Source organism: Amycolatopsis sp. NPDC049252 (assembly GCF_043197175.1).
Classification (GTDB): domain Bacteria; phylum Actinomycetota; class Actinomycetes; order Mycobacteriales; family Pseudonocardiaceae; genus Amycolatopsis.
On record NZ_JBICSQ010000004.1, the window covers coordinates 408,859 to 424,521 of the forward strand.

The following is a 15,663-nucleotide window of genomic DNA, read 5'->3' on the forward strand; positions in this document are numbered from 1 at the left end:
GACGGAACCGACTCCGGCTGGACATGCACGCGCCGCTGAGCCGCCTGCCGATCACGCGGCTCCGGACCGGGCGGTCGAGCGATCTGCCGCTGAGCACACAGCCGCGCCCGATCACGCGGTTGAGCAGCATGGGCCTGCCGCAGAACAGCAGCCCGCCGCACGGCAAGACCGCGCGACCGAGCAGCACGAGGTCGCCGCGAAACAGCAGCCGGTTACCGGTCAGGACCGTGCGGCTGGGCAGCAGGCGCCCGCGAGTGAACGGCCCGCCGACTCGGCAACTGCCGGACAAGGCCGTGCGGCCGAACAGCCTGCCGCTGGGCAAGACCCTGCCGCTGAGCAGCAAGCACCCGCGGGCGAACAACCTGCCGACCCGGCAGCGGGTGAACACGTGCCGGCCGAGCAATACGGCGAGCAGCTTGGACACGCTGACGAGCCCTACCTCATCGATGAGCACTTCCACACCGACGATCCCGCTGGGGTTCGGCGGATCGAGGACACCTTCATCGACTCCGGGCGGCAGAGTTCCGAGAGCGGGGAGTGGCGGCACGAGCAGGTTCGGCGGGAGGCGCTACTCCGGCGCGACGAGTTCCACCCCGGCATGTCCGATGACGGTGCCTTCGCCGTCCACGCCTACACGCGGCACGAGCTGGTCGGGCCGCTCAACCGGGCGCTTCGGTTCGGTGGGCCCGAACTGGTGGACCTCGCGCCGCAGGCTGGGGCGCTTGTTTCCGGGTTGAACGAGATGCCGCCGCATGTCGGGACCGTCTCTCGGCGGATCGACTTCCGGGGGGATCCGGCTCGCCTTCAGGCCTTCCTCGGGCGGTTTCACGAGGGCGCGCACCTCACCGAACCGTCTTTCCTCAGCTCGTCGAAGGTCGACGCCGAGCATCCGCGGAGCAGCTTTCCCGGCGAGGTCGAGATGCGGATCGACTCCCGGACCGGCCGGGACGTCGAGTCCATGGCCAGCATCGGGCGCGAGCGTGAGGTCCTCTTCAAGGCCGGGTCGCAGTTCGAGATCACCGGCATCGAGAAGGGGCCGGGCCACCCGGAGCACCCCGACTACGTCCGCGGTTCCGGCGGCACCATGGACCAGCCGCAGTGGATCTTGCACGCCGAAGAGGTCACCGCGGGGGATCCGCGGCATCTCGGAGAGGCCGACGCCCAGCGCGCGATCGACGAACGCCGCGCCCAGGAGCGGGGCGACGAAGAGCGGTTCCAGCGTGAGGCCGACGCCGAACTCGAACGGTTCTACGCCGAGCACCCCGAGCTCAAGCCGAGCGGCAACCTGTTCAAGCTGCTGGGCGGCGACGACACCGCACCGCCCGCGCCCGAGCGGCGGGTGCCGGCGACGCGGGCGCCCGAGGGTGGCTGGTCGCGGCTCGCCGAGCCGCTGACGCCCGGTGGTGCGCCCGTGCTGCACGCCGGGTCCGTCGAGTCCGCGCAGCAACACGCACGTCTTGTCCGCGACGCCGTTCCCGAGCTCGCCTCGGTCAACACCCGCAACCACTACGGCCCGGACGCCCTCGAACGCGGTTTCCGCACCAACGCCGCCGAGTCGATGGCCGCCTTCGAGCGGCGGATGAACGGCGAGGACGTCGTCGCCGGGCCGGGTACGAACCAGCCGAGCCTCGCGCGCGTCGGCGAGCAGCTCGGCGGTCAGTGGCAGAGCCGGGACAGCTTCGCCGACGTCGCGCACGAGCTGGGTGAACGTCCGGTCGGCGCGCGGACGGCCGTCGCCTTCGAGACCGGCGGCGAGCCGCGGCTGGTCGCCGGGGTGCACACCGAGCACGGCATCGTCTTCGCCGATCCCGTCACCGGACGGCTCGCCGAGCTGCCCCACGACGCCACCGGCATCCACGAGATGCCCCTCGGGCACCACGAGGAGACGCCGGCCATCACCGACCGGCTCAACCCGGCGCCCGAGCGCGTCCCGCACGACGAGCACTACCTTTTCGACGGCGAGCACCACGCCACCCCGGCCGACCACGAGAGCATCCGCCGCGCGGTCGGCGACGACGGTGTCTACCAGGACATCCGCGACCGCGCGCTCGCTCGCCGGGACGCCGCCGGTCTGCCCCTCACCGACGAGGGCGCCGTCGCGGTCCACGGCTACACCCGCGGCGAGTACGCCTACGACGTCAACGAGGCCCTGCGCCGCGGGCCCGGCCACCCCGGGTTCGACCTCGCGCACGAGAACACCCGCGCCATCGTCGACGGCCTCAACCAGGTGCCGCGGACGTCCGGCGAGACCGTCCGCGGCGTCGACGTCGGCGGTGACCCGCGGCTGGCCGAGCTGGTCGCCGGGCCGTACGAGCCGGGCGCGGTCGTCGTCGAGCCCGCGTTCTCCAGCGCGTCCATCAAGTCCGGCGAGCTCTCGACGTCGAAGTTCGGGGACGACGTCGAGCTGCACGTCCGCTCGGACAACCTCCGTGACATCTCGAAGCTCGCCGAGAACCCGGGCGAGCGCGAATCCCTCTCGCCGCCCGGGACGCAGCTGCTGGTGCACGACAAGCGGCTCGAGATCACGCCCGAGGGCCGCCGCAAGTGGGTGATCGACGCCGAGGAGATCGGGCCCGGCCACCCGCGTCACCTCGAACCCGAGGCCGCGCAGCGGAAGATGGCCGAACGGCGCGCCGAGAACGAGCACAACGCGGCCGAGTTCGAACGCCGCAGGCTGGAGTCGATCGCCGAGCGCCTGGGCGGGCTCAACGAGCCGGTGGTGGAGCACCACCCGACGTCGGTCAGCGACGTCCTCGACGGCCCGGCCGAGCACATCGAACCTGCCCCGGTGCACGACTATTCGTCGCTGGCGCGCGCGACGAACCCGCCCGCCGAGCCGGCCATCCACGCCGGTGCCGCGACGCCGGCGGAGCGCGCGGCCTACGTCCAGGACCGCCACCCGCACCTGCGTGAGGTCAACCCGGGCTTCCACGAGCCGGGCGCGCTGGAGAACGGGTACGTCTCCAACTGCACCCGCGGCCCCGAGGCGTACTGGGACCGGTTGCACGGCGGCGACGCGACGGCCGAGCCGATCCCGCTGCACGAGATGGGCACCCGCGGCACGCTCGAGCACATCGAGAGCCGCTTCGGCGAGACGTTCTCCGACCGCGCGAGCTACGACGACGTCATCCGCGAGATGCGCGAGCGGCCGGTGGACCACCACGCGGTGGTCGCGGTGAAGTACGACGGCCCGAACGGCGTCGAGTACGGGCACGTGGCGATGGTCGTGCACACCCGCGACGGTGTCGCGTTCATCGACCCGCAGTCCGGCGACCTGATGCACCTGCCGCACCCGCCGAAGGACATCAAGCTGCTGCACGTCGGGACGCCGGGTACCGAGCACGTCCGGACCGAGGTGCACGGCGAACACGGCGGCTACGGCGTTTCCGAACCCGGTTTCCTGGACCGTGACGACGTCGCCGCGGCACTGGACGGCCACGCGGACGCCGACTACATCCGCGCCCACCTCGGCGAACACCCCGATCTCGTGCGGGTGCTCGCGGATCCGGCCAACGGCTACCTGACGCGCTCGCTGCTCGACAACCCGAAGACGCTGGCCAGCCTGCTCAGGCACCCCGAGGCGATCCCGATCCTCGAGGACGCCGTTCACGAGGTGAACGAGCGCGGGTACAGCGTGGCCGACGACGTCGAGCACCAGGGCGTCGAGCCGTTCGACCCGACTCCGGAGCAGGCGGAGATCTCCGCCGACGTGGCGGCGATCGCCATGGACGTCGACCGGGGGTTGCGGCTGCACGAGAGTTTCGACCTCGGCAGAGCGGGAGATCCGGAGTACTGCCGGCAGTGGGTCGCCGAGGAACGCGAGCGCTGGCCCGAAACCCAGGGCACGCTGAACCGCATCACCGAGCGGATCGCGGGCGAAACCGACGGCCACGCGGGGTTCCGGCCGGAGCCCAAGGACGACGTACGCGCTTTGGCCAAGATCGAGAAGCACGGTTGGAACGGCGGGAAGCTGACCGACCTCGTCGGCGCGAAGATCCAGTTCGAGCGGGTGGCGGACATGTACCGCGCGCTGGACGCGGTGCGCAACGATCCCGAACTGACGATCGTCGACTTCACGGACCGGCTGGCCGAGCCGAAGGGCAGCGGCTACCGGGACCTGCAGCTCAACGTGCGGCTGCCGAACGGGCACGTGGCCGAACTGCGGTTGCACCTGACGCACATCGACGAGGTGGCGTCGTACGAACACGCGCTCTACGAGGTGCGTCGCGACTTCGAGACCTTCAGCAGGAAGGACGGGCGCGACGGCCTCCTGTCGCCCGAAGAAGCGGCGCTCGACGCGGCGTTGACCGAGCAGGTCCGAGGCCGTTTCGAAGAAGCGTTCCGGCGGGGACTGACATCCGAGGAGAGCGGCTGATGGCCTTCCAGACCCCGATGTTCTACAAGTACTACTCCCAGACGTACCGGATCGACTCCACGCCGGACGGCGGTCTGGTCGGCTTCCTCCTCGACCTGCGGACCGGTTTCTTCGTCCAGGACAGCAGCCACATCCGCGAGGTCATCTGGTCGACCACCGAGTCGGACATCGGCGGCCCCTTCGACGAAGACCGTTTCGTCCAGGAGACCGAGCGCGAACGGGACTTCCACCTGACCGGCGACGGGCCGATCTTCGCGCTCTACGAGACGGTGGGCGGGCTCTACGAGCAGGCGAGGAAACGCGAGAGCCGACGGCTGGAACCGCAGGAGTCCGCACTGGTCCGGTCGATCTACAAGCGCACGTTCAAGATGTGGGAGGACGAAGCCACCCGGCGTGCGGCCGGTGAAGCGCCGACGTTCGAAGCCAAGCCGCGCTACCCGAGGCAATGATTCACGTGGAACAACGACTTTCGCCCGATGAGCAGCGCACCCTCCTGGTGCGGCTGGGAAAGCTCGTGCGCGAGCACCGGGCCGACGCCGAACGGCCCGCCGTCGTCGACTTCCGGCAGGTCGGCAAGCACGTCGAGATCGAGGGGCACAACGCCGCGACCCCGGACGAGTTCGCCGAGCTCTTCACCCGGCTGCGGCAGGGGATGTACACCGAGGACCGCGGCACCTGGCTGCAGGCGCGGTTCACGCTCGTCCCCGACGGCACCTTCGACTTCGACTTCGCGCTCGACGACGATCCGGTCTGGACGGACGCGCCCGAGCCGGCGGCCTACCCCGAGGAGCTCGGCGAGTTCCCGCGGGCCGACGAGCACATCCCGGACTGGTGGCGGCTGCGCGCGCAGCTGCCGCTCGGTGTCGTGTTCCGGTACGCCGACGTCGGCGGGCCGGACGTCGACCGGCCGCCGCTGACCGACACCGAGGCGCCGCTGGTGCTGCAGTACCTCGAGCGCGAGGCCGTCGTGCTGGACGGTGACGGGCTCGGCGTGGACGTCTTCGCGCCCGAGGAGCCGGCCGACGTCCCCGAGCGCCACCACACCGACGGCACCTGGATCTGGCCCGCGTCGGTACCGCACTACCTGGCGAAGTACGGCCTTCCGCCCGAACCGGACCTGGTCGCGCACATCCGGCGGTTCCACTACCAGCCGCCGTACGTCGAGCAGCTCGTCCGGCGGACCGCCGAGGCGGACCTGCTGGGGAAGCCGCGCCCGAAGGCGAGCCGCGCCGACGTGAAGACGACCGGGGGAGACGTCGTCGCGGAGCTGGAAACCACTCCGGACCCGCGGCTGGACGACGAGGAGCTGCTGACCGTCCTCGTGCGACGGCTCGGCGAGCACGGCGTGTGGCCGGAGGCCTACCGCGTCGGCGACCGCGCGGACGGCACGTGGTGCCTGAACTACACGCCGGACGGCTGGGAGGTCGCGGCGTACGCCGACGGCGCACCCCGGAAGCCGAAGTACTTCGACCGGCTCGAGGACGCCGCCCAGCAGTTGCTCGGGGCGTTGCTGCTGCACCCCGCCCGGATGACCGCGGGCCACGAAACGCCGTTGGAGACCGCCCGGGAACTGGACGACTGGCCGGTCCACCCGGCCCCGGGTGAGCCTCCCCTCACCCTGCTCCGCAACAAGCGCATCACCCGGCTGGTGGCGGGTACGGTCGTTCTGCGCTTCGGCGAGGAACCCGGCAACCTCGTTCACCACGGGGAGGTACGGTTCGCCACGACGTCGCTGCCACTCGAACGTGAGCGGGTGCGGCGGAGTTACCGGCTGAGACGCCCCTTGCACGTGATCACCGGCATCACGGTCCCGTGGGCGAACCTGCCGGGTGGCGCGGTGGCCTGCGTGCTGCCGAAGACGATCGCCGAGCACGAGTCCGACGGAAGCCTGGAGAGGATCGAGTAGGTGGAAGCGGCGGAAGCGATTGCCAAGGTCGGCCAGTGGCTGCGCGCGGTGCACGGCCCGGACGTCTCCGGTCCCGCCGGGCTCCGGGTGGACACCGAAAAGGTGCTGCGCATCCCCGAGGGCTGGTCGGTGCCCTACAACACCATCGCGTTCCTCGACGAGGGACGGCCGGACAAGGAGATCTTCCCGCCGCCGTCGGTGGTGGTCCGCGAGCCGGACGGCGAGCTGCGCCAGGCGCACCCGCACCCGGGCGGGCTGTCGGTCCCGGTGGCGTTCCCCGGGCAGGAGAACTGGCGCGAGGTCGTCGACCCCGAGTACGTGAAGGCCGGGCTCGGCGAGCTGGGCGTGCCGCTGCAGGCCGTCGCCGGCTGGGTGAAGGTCGACGCCGACGGCAACCAGACCGGCGAGGAGCGCGAAAACCCCGAGTACAAGGCCGGGCCGATCCGCCGTGGTTACCCGAAGCCGGAGAACACCCTCGAGACGCTGCTGTCGTTCGCGAGCGTCGGCTGGCTGACCCGGGAGCTGCTGCTCATCGGGCTGATCCGGTGCGAGGTGTTCGTTCCCCTCGACCTGGAGACCGGCAAGACGGACCGGTTCTACTTCGCCGAGGAGCGCAACGAGCTCAAGGTCTTCAGCTCGACGCGGCACCTGCCCCCGCGCGAGCACGGCTGGTGGCGGGTCGACGTCGCCACGCTCGCGGAGTTCGAGCACCCGCCGAACCTGGTGATCAACGGCGGCCCGACGACCATCGAAGACGTCTCCAGCGGCGAACTCGCCGAGATCGTCAAGCGGTTCCCGCGGCACGAGCCGCGCATCGACGTGCACGGCCGCTGCCCGGAGGCCGAGGAGGACCTGATCCGCGTCGCGGCCGACACGGCGTCGCGGATGGGGCTGCCGGACCCGGTCAAGCCGCCGCTCGCCGCGGCCGAGAAGGCCCGCAAGCGTGGTTACGAGCTCACCGCCGAGGAGTGCGCGAAGACCGTGCTCGGCGAGTCGTGGCTGAAGCGGATGACCATGCCCGAGCCGCCGCGCAGCAAGCCCAACGACCTGCGCGCGAACGGCCTGGCCCCGACCTACGACAACGCCGGGCGCGCGGTGCCGCGGCTGGACACGTTCGGCAAGTACTTCGAGCGGGACCTCGACGGTTTCCGCTACGGCTGGCAGCGCGTCACGGGCGCGTACGTCGGCTTCGCCCTCGGCGAGGCGCTCGGCGCCGCGGTCGACCGGATGCCGCTCCACGACATCCACGCCAAGTTCGGCATCGAAGGTGTCACCGACCTGGTCCAGGCGTTCGACCAGCCGGGCCGGATCGGCTCGCTGACGCAGCGGCTGCTGTTCTACACCGAGGCCGTGATCCGCAGCCCGCACCGCGAGCAGCCGGAGTCGCGCGAGGCCGAGCAGCTCCTCCCGGACGTCACCCGCGGGGCGCTGCAACGCTGGCTGCGCACCCAGGGCGCGCCCCTGGAGCACCCGGACGGCTGGCTCGTGCAGGTCGCCGACCTGCACGCCCGCCGCGACGCCGACGACGCCGAGCTCAACGCCTACCACCAGCTCGCCACCGGGGCCGCCGGGGCGCCGCCGATGAGCGGTCCGGCCGCGCTGATCCCCGCGCTGCCCGCCGCGCTCACCATGGCCGGGCCCGGTAGCGGGTTCAGCGGCGGCGCGCGCCAGGTCGTGCGCGAGCTGGCCGGCGTCACCCACCCCGGCGAGCAGGACCTCGCCACGGCGACGTACTTGACCTGGCTGTTCGAACAGGCGCTGACCAAGGACGCGTTCAGCTTCCCGATCTGGAACCTCGGCCGGGAGGTCCTCAACCCGGAGAACACCTTCCAGCAGGGTCCGGAGTGGACCGAGATCAAGGAGATGGTCGCCGAGTCGGTGCCGTTCTTCGGTGAGCACGGCCTGCCCGATCTGCGGATGCCGGAGCTGATCGGCGACGGCAAGACCACCCTCTCGGTGCTCGGACGCGCGTTCGCCGCGTTGTCCGGGTTCGAGAACTACCCGGAACAGGCGCTGCTGCGGGCGGTCAACCACTCCGGCCGCAGCGCGCTCACCGGCGCGATCGCCGGCGCCCTGCTCGGCGCGCGCACCGGGATCCCCGGGCTGCCGCAGAAGTGGGTCGACCAGCTGGAGCTGCGCTACCTGGTCGAGAACGTGGCTTCGGACGCCTACTGGCACTTCGACCGGCACTCGGCGCTGAGCGCGCTGGGCGACCAGTGGATCGAGCGGTACCCGCGGCACTAGCTCGAGGATGGGGAGCATGAGCGAGATCGACGACAGCTTCGTCGAGTGGCGTCCGGACGTCGACCCGGAGTTCGACGAAAAGGCGTTCCCGGACTTCGGCATCCCGGTGCGCGCCATCCGCGGCTGGACGCAGTTCACGCTGTACGGGGAGCCGACGGGCCGCCACCGCGCCAACGAGCAGTACACCTCCGGCCCGGTCTGGCGCGGCTTCCCGGAGCCGGCGACGGACGCCGGGAAGCTCCTCAACTACCTCGGCGCGAACTGGATCAGCCGCGCCGAGTTCGCACAGGCGCTGCTGGACGTCGAGGTGCTGGTACCGACGCCCGACGGCGAGCCGCTGCTGCGCCCGGTGCCCGGGACGTCGGGTCACGAGGTCATCGCCTACAGCGCGTCCGCGAAGGTGCCCGGCCGTTATTCCCAGCGCTGGCGGGTGGTCGTCCGCGAGCTGCTGCGGCACCGGCCGGGGACCGGCCTGACGCTCGACCCGGGCACCGGCCTCGTCCGCAGCCTGGCCGCGGCCGAGCTGGTGGCGGCCCAGGCCGACACCGAGCCCCGGCCGTGGATCGACGAGCCCGCGCCCGAGGCCGGTCCGGAGGTCGCCGAAGCCCTGCCCGCGCTGGTCGCCGAATTCGGGATCGAGCCGCCGGACCTGCTCACCCGCCACCTGCGGTACGCCGTCGACCAGGCGCGTGACCACCGCGTCGAGCTGACGCCGGACGAATGCCTTCGGTACCTGCGCGGCTTCGCCTGGCAGTACCGCAACGGCGTCCGGCGCCGGGCGGGCCAGGCCCCGGAATGGCCGGCCGACCTGGGTGCGAACGGCCTGATCGCGCACGTCGGCGAGGACGCGGGCGTCCGGCCGGTGCCGTGGACGTTCGGCAAGTTCTTCGCGCAGGGCACGCTCGCCGGACGGTTCGCGTGGCACCGGATCGTCGGCGCGTACGTCGGGTTCGCGATCGGTGACGCTCTCGGAGGCGGTGCGACGGGCACCTTGCCGCTGGGCGGGCTGACGCGGCACCTGCTGTTCCACACCGACATCGTGCTGCGCGGCCTGCCGCCGGTGCCGACCGGCGAGGTGCCGGCCACGCTGCCGGATCCGGACCCGGTCGGCTGGCTGGCGGTCGCGACGCGGCGCGCGGGTCCCGCGCCCGACGATCTCTCGACGTTGCTGGTCACGGCGCTGGCCGCGACGCCGGCGGGAGCCGTTGCCATCGAAGGGGTCGACGGCGAGCAGTACGCGAAGGACGTCGCCCGCGCGTTGACCGGCGACGCCGCGGGCGAGATCGCCGAGGGCGTCGACCTGCTGGTCGCCCTCTTCCAGGCCCTGCTCACGCGCGAGGAGTACGCGCTGCCGGTGCACCTGCGGCTGCGCGAGATCGGCGGCGAGCTGGCGACCTCGACGCTGGCCCTGCGTGAGGACCGCGACGCCGACGACGTCGCGCAGCTGGAGAGCATCGGCGACGGCCGGAGTGTCCGGTCGGTGCTGGGGCGCGCGCTGTTCGCCGCGGCCAAGCGCGGTTACGACCCGGAAGCGGCGATCACGCTCGCCGCGCGCTCCGGCCCGGTCGCCGGAGCGCTCGCGGGCGCGCTGGCCGGCGCGCGGCTCGGCGTGCCCGGCCTGCCCGCGACCTGGGTGGCGGCGCTGCCGGACCTCGGGCTGCTCGAAGACGTCGCCGGCGACGTCTTCTGGTACTTCAACCGCAACGGCGTCCAGACGGAGACGGCCGAACACGCGCGCTGGGAGCGCCGGTACCCGAGCGGCCGGTTCACCCCCGAAGCGCCGAAAGGACCGGACTTGCGTTCACGGCTGCGCGGCAGCATCCTCGCCGGCGCGATCGGCGACGCGCTCGGCGCGAAGACCGAGTTCGACTCGATCGACCGGATCCGCGAGCTGGCCGGACCGGACGGCATCACCGACTTCATCCCCGCGTACGGCGGCGTCGGCCGGATCACCGACGACACGCAGATGACGCTGTTCACGCTGGAGGCGCTGATCCGCGCGCACGCCCAGTGCCGCCGGACAGGCTCCGCCGACGTCGCGCACTCGCTGCAGCTGGCCTACCAGCGCTGGCTGCACACCCAGGGCGTCGCGTGGGACCGGGCGCGCGGGCCCCAGTCGCGCGTCGAGGCGCCGGACGGCTGGCTGATCACGCACCAGGAGCTGTTCAGCCGTCGCGCGCCGGGGCTGACGTGCTTCGGTGAGCTGGAGGCCTACGGCCGGTCCGGTGTCCGCGGCACCATGGACCGGCCGGTGAACAACTCGAAGGGCTGTGGCGGGGTGATGCGCGCGGCGCCGATCGCGCTCTGGTCGGACGACCTCGCCGAGGTCTTCCGGCTCGGCGCGGAGAGCGCGGCGCTGACCCACGGTCACCCGAGCGGGTATTTGTCGTCGGGCTGCTTCGCGGTGGTCGTGCACGAACTGCTGCACGGAAAGGCCCTGCTCGACGCTGTCGCGACGGCCCGGGCCGAGCTGGTGAAGTACCCGGCGCACGAGGAACAGAGCGCGGCCCTCGACGCCGCGCTGGCGCTGGCGGAGCAGGGACCGCCGACGCCGGAGAAGGTGGAGTCGCTCGGGCAGGGCAACGTCGGTGAGACGGCGTTGTCGATGTCGGTGTACGTCGCGTTGACCACGACGGACCCCGACTCGGCCCTGCTCGCGGCGGTCAACCACAGCGGGGACAGCGATTCGACCGGCTCGGTCTGCGGCAACCTCGTCGGCGCGATGTACGGCGAGGAAGCACTGCGGCGGAGCTGGCTCGACCAGCTCGAGCTCCGCGATGTCATGGTCGAGCTGGCGGACGACGCGCTCACCGAGTTCGGCGCGGATGCGCCGGACGAAGACCGGTGGTTCGCTCGGTACCCGCTCGACTAGATTTCTGGGGTCACTGGGGTCAGGGGAGGACAAAACGTGCGTTACCGGGTTGAGGTGGCCGAACGCCCGGACGGCCTGTACGCGGCGTGGGGTGAGGGGACCTTCCGCGCGCAACGCTCCACGACGGACGGCACGGTGCTGCTGTCGGTGCTGCCAGAAGATTCCGTGCCAAACGGCTTCGACAAGGAGCACGACGGGCGTCCGGCGCGGGTGGTGCCGGCGAGCGAGGTCTCGTCGACGTTCACGCTGCGCACCTACTGCGAGTACGACGACGAGGTCTTCGAGGTCGCTCCGGGCGAGCGACCCGAGCTGACCCTGCGCTGGGTCCGGGACGACGCCGCCCGCGCGGCGCAGCTGGGCCTGACCGACTTCTCGACGACCGTGCCGGCGAAGCAGGTCAAGGCGATCTGGCAGGCGCGGCAGGACTTCACCGAGTCGCCCGACGCTCGCCCGAAGCCGGGCACCGGCGACCAGAACGCACTGCTGCGGGCGATCGGGCGGACGCTGCTGCACACGGTGCCCGGCGGCTGGGCCCGCGTCGGCGCGCAGTTCCGGCAGGTCGGCGACTACTCCGAGATCGAGCTCCGCGCGGTCGGCGACGAGGACGGCCCGGTTTCGGTGTCGCTGCCCGCGGTGCCGCGCCTCGGCGGGCTCTTCGCGCAGCTGCGCTCGGCGATGTACCAGCCCGAGTCCGGGACGTGGTTCCAGGGCACGTTCACGCTGGACTCGGCGTCGTCGTTCGACTTCGACTTCGACGCCGACCGCGAGCCGGACTGGCGGGTCCCGCCGAACGACGGCGGCCGGCCCTCGACTGCGGCCTACGAGCTGGAGCTGGCGACGTTCCCGCGGTCGGCGAAGCACCTGCCGACGTGGCTCACCGCCCGCGCCGGGCTGCCGCTGGACCTGACCTTCCGGGTGGCCAGGGCCGCCGACTCGCACGCCGAGGGCGAGCGCCCGGTGGTCAACCGGCCGCCGGTGCCGCCGGACCAGGTCCGCGCGGTGCTCGACTACCTGTTCCGGGCGCCGGTCGCGGTGCGGCGGCCCGCTCCGCTGCCGGACATCTTCGGCAAGCCCGGCGCGCCGCCGGACGTGCCCAACGCGTTCCACACCGACGGCACCTGGATCTGGCCCGCCGCCGTGCCGCACTACCTGCGCAAGTACGGGGTGCCGCCGGAGCCGGAGCTGGTCGAGCACGCGCGCGCCGCGGGCTTCCGGCCGCCGTTCGTCGGGGAGCTCGTCCGGGCGACGGCGGAGGCGGAGGTCGCCGGCCACCCGCGGCCGCCGCAGTCGGCCGCCGACCTGCCCGACGCCCGCGCGCTCACCCGCGTCGCCCAGGGCGAGCAGGTGCGCAACCTCAAGGGCGCGGAGACGCTGGAGCTGCTCCAGCAGCGGCTCGCCGAGCACGGGGTGCCGGCCGCGGCCTACCGGATCGGCGCGACCGAGGTTCCCGCCGAAGGCGTCTGGACACTCCGCCGGGCCGAGAACGGCTGGGAGGTCTCCCGGCCGCCCGCCGACGAGCCGGTGGCGTTCGGCTCGCTCGGCGACGCGGCCCGGTTCCTGCTCGGCGCGCTGCTGATGCAGCCGCCACGCCCGGCGGAGGAGTCCGACCAGCCCGCCGACTGGCCGATCCTGCCGATGCGCGGCGAACCGCCGTTGAACTTCTACCGCGGCAAGCGCGTGATCGTGCTCCCGCCGGGCACCACGGTCGTCCGGTTCGGCAACGAGACCGGCAACCTGGTGCACGCCGAGCCGACGCGGTTCGTGGAGACGTCGCTGGCGTTCGAGCGCGAGCGGGAGCGGCGGCTGTACCGGGTGCAGCGCGCCGTGCGGGTGCTGACCGGCGTCACCGCGCCGTGGGGCGGGATGCCGGGCGGCGCCGTGGCGTACCTGCTGCCGCGGCCGCTCGCCCAGCACCTCGAAACGGGCTCGCTCAGCAGGCAGTGATCAAGACGGCGGGCGACCACCAGTAGTCGGCGAGCGGTTCGACGCCGACGTCGGTGAAGCCCGCCGTCTTCAGCTGCTCGGCCCAGACGTCGGCCGGGTGCTCCCAGTTCGTCCGCTCCTGCCCGGCGACGAGACCGAGCAGCACCGGCAGCAGGAATCCCTGCGCGACCAGCGACGCGTCTTCGCCGTATTCGGCGACGCCGCGCTCGTAGCGCTCGACGAGTGAGCGAAGGTGCTCGGGCGAACCTTCGGTGAACTCCGGGACGTCGAACTCGGCGAGCACCAGCGTCCCGGTGCGCTGCTGAAGGGTGCGAAGCACCTCCGCACGCTGCTCCGGCTCGATCGACTGCAGCGCGAACGTCGACTGGACGAAGTCCCAGCCGAGGTCGTCGCGGGCCAGGAACTCCTGCGCGGTCGACTGCCAGCACTGCGCCGACGGCACCCGCTCGTGGACGCCCTCGAGCAGCGCGGCCGACGGCTCGACGAGGTCGATCCGGCTGGGCACGTGCGTGGCCTGCTCGAGGGCGGGCACCACGGCCAGCCCGTCACCGCAGCCGAGGTCCAGCAGGGACTCCGGCTTCGCGGCGTCGTAACGCGCGGCGAGCTCGGTGCTCAGCGCCCGGTAGAGGCCGACGTTGCCCCCGCCGCGGATGAACGCCGTGAACGCGCTGGGCTGGTCGTACACCGGCGCCGAGCCGTCCGAAGCCAGGTAGGTCCGCAGCTCGTCGGCCAGCAAGGAACCGGCGCGGCCGGCCTGGGCGGCGAGTTCGGCGGCCTGGTCGCGGTCACCGGCCCGGTGGGCGGCGAGGGCGTCGGCGAGCAGCTCGATCGAGGTCATGCTCAGGAGATACTAATTCGACCAAAAGCAGGCCGCCCCCCAAGCGGCAAGTAACCGTTGCCACGAAGACATTCGGCCGTGGCTGTGGTCGGATTGGTATCAATCGGGCGCAGCATCAGAAGGGGACCCACAACGTCACCCGCGTGCCCCCACCGGGCAGGTTCGATTCCACCAGCGACGTCCCGCCGACCTCGGCCAGGCGCGCGGTGATCGACTCGCTGATGCCGAACCCGGCCGGGCGGTCGGCCGCGCTGAAGCCGGTGCCGTGGTCGCGGGTGATGACCGCGATCCCGCCGTCACGCTCCTCGACGCGCACGACGACCCGGTCGGTGCCGGAGTGCTTCATCGTGTTCCGCAGGGCCTCGCGGACGGCGTCGCGGATGGCGATCTGGCGGACCTCGGACAGCGTGTCGTCGTCCAGCTCGGCCACCACGAGCTGGGCGCGCAGCCCGTCGCGCGCCATCTCGGCGGCGAGCGCGGCGAGCTTCTCACCCAGCGGCCGCGCCCCGGCCTCCGCGCGTTCGGAGGCCGCCGACTCGATGGTGTGCCGGATCTCCATCGCCTGCGCCCGGGCCAGCCGCTGGATCTCGACCAGCCGCTCCTCGGGGTTCGTGGTGCCGGCCAGCGCCATCGCCTCGAGGGTCTGGAGCACGGTGTCGTGCAGCATCCGGTGCTGCTGGGCGCGCTCGGCGAGCCGGCCGTTGCGGGTGCCGTAGGCCAGCGCCAGCCGCGTGCCGAGGCCGGTCAGCACCAGCGCGGCGGTCGCCAGGAACATCAGCGCGAGCAGCGCGGAGTACGTCGAGAACGCGGCGCCGACGTGGAACTGGCCGGTGTTCAGCCAGTTCGCCAGCATCCGCAGGGGGAAGCTGACCAGCGCGAAGACCAGCCCGGCCGGGACGCCGAGGGCGAGCGTGAGCAGCCCGGCCTCGCCGAACAGGTGGACGCTGCTGACCGCGAGCGCGTCGAAGTAGGCCTCCTGCGGCACGGTCAGCGCCAGTACCAGCGGCGAGAGCACGGTGAAGGCGAGGTCGACGGCCAGCAGCTTCCCCGCGTCGCGGCCGCGGAACGGCGCCGAGCGGAACATCCAGCGGAAGCCGATGACGTTCAGCACGACCGAGAGCAGGGTGAACAGGCCGACCGGCAGCAACCCGGTCGTCCCGTGCTCGAAGACGTGGAAGGTGAACTGCCCCGGCACGGCGAGCAGCCGGTAGGCGAGCGGGATGAGCACGACGTACCGGGTGGCCCGCAGCAGCAGGCCGTCGCGCTGGGCCGGGTCGATCGGCCCGGCCATCTTCGAGATCCGCTTCAGCGCGTGGATCGGGGTCGGGTCGCCGATCTCGTCCGACAGCTCGCTGGTCGCCGTCGCGATCGCGGGCGCGCCCTGGCGCAGCAACGCCACGAAGAAGCTGCCCCCGCCCACCGCTTTCGGCGAGTCGGGCGCTTCGGTGGACATCGCGCAGACAACTCCCTGGTCACGTCGGTGA

8 protein-coding genes are annotated in these 15,663 nt (G+C 72.3%); 6 read left to right on the forward strand and 2 right to left on the reverse strand.

Translation table 11 applies throughout. The annotated features are described in order from the left end of the window. Window positions 1-388: 388 nt before the first annotated feature. Genes ACGFMK_RS09710 through ACGFMK_RS09735 form a run of 6 tightly spaced genes read left to right on the forward strand, consistent with a single transcriptional unit; the run spans window position 389 to window position 13,341 of the window. Window positions 389-4,375 carry a toxin glutamine deamidase domain-containing protein gene (locus ACGFMK_RS09710; RefSeq protein WP_392760044.1) on the forward strand — a complete coding sequence of 1,329 codons (3,987 nt, stop codon included), beginning with the start codon at window positions 389-391 and terminating at the stop codon, window positions 4,373-4,375. Then, window positions 4,375-4,824 carry a hypothetical protein gene (locus tag ACGFMK_RS09715; RefSeq protein ID WP_392760046.1) on the forward strand — a complete coding sequence of 150 codons (450 nt, stop codon included), beginning with the start codon at window positions 4,375-4,377 and terminating at the stop codon, window positions 4,822-4,824. The genes ACGFMK_RS09710 and ACGFMK_RS09715 overlap by 1 nt, the downstream gene beginning before the upstream one ends. Beyond that, window positions 4,821-6,281 (forward strand): TNT domain-containing protein, encoded by a 1,461-nt coding sequence (locus ACGFMK_RS09720; protein ID WP_392760048.1) that lies wholly within the window; start codon window positions 4,821-4,823, stop codon window positions 6,279-6,281. Before ACGFMK_RS09715 ends, ACGFMK_RS09720 begins: the two co-directional genes overlap by 4 nt. After that, entirely contained in the window at window positions 6,282-8,525 is a 2,244-nt protein-coding gene (locus tag ACGFMK_RS09725) for an ADP-ribosylglycohydrolase family protein (RefSeq protein WP_392760050.1), read from the forward strand. A gap of 16 nt (window positions 8,526-8,541) precedes the next feature. After that, the gene (locus ACGFMK_RS09730; RefSeq protein WP_392760052.1) at window positions 8,542-11,397 is read left to right on the forward strand and encodes an ADP-ribosylglycohydrolase family protein; all 2,856 of its coding nucleotides are present in this window, start codon (window positions 8,542-8,544) and stop codon (window positions 11,395-11,397) included. Between the two features lie 36 nt (window positions 11,398-11,433). Further along, window positions 11,434-13,341 (forward strand): TNT domain-containing protein, encoded by a 1,908-nt coding sequence (locus ACGFMK_RS09735; protein WP_392760054.1) that lies wholly within the window; start codon window positions 11,434-11,436, stop codon window positions 13,339-13,341. Here ACGFMK_RS09735 and ACGFMK_RS09740 read toward each other — a convergent pair. After that, window positions 13,328-14,179 (reverse strand): class I SAM-dependent methyltransferase, encoded by an 852-nt coding sequence (locus tag ACGFMK_RS09740; RefSeq protein ID WP_392760056.1) that lies wholly within the window; start codon window positions 14,177-14,179, stop codon window positions 13,328-13,330. The genes ACGFMK_RS09735 and ACGFMK_RS09740 overlap by 14 nt on opposite strands. Window positions 14,180-14,294: 115 nt before the next feature. Continuing rightward, complete coding sequence (locus ACGFMK_RS09745; protein WP_392760058.1) at window positions 14,295-15,632, reverse strand: sensor histidine kinase; 1,338 nt, start codon at window positions 15,630-15,632, stop codon at window positions 14,295-14,297. Window positions 15,633-15,663: the final 31 nt, after the last annotated feature.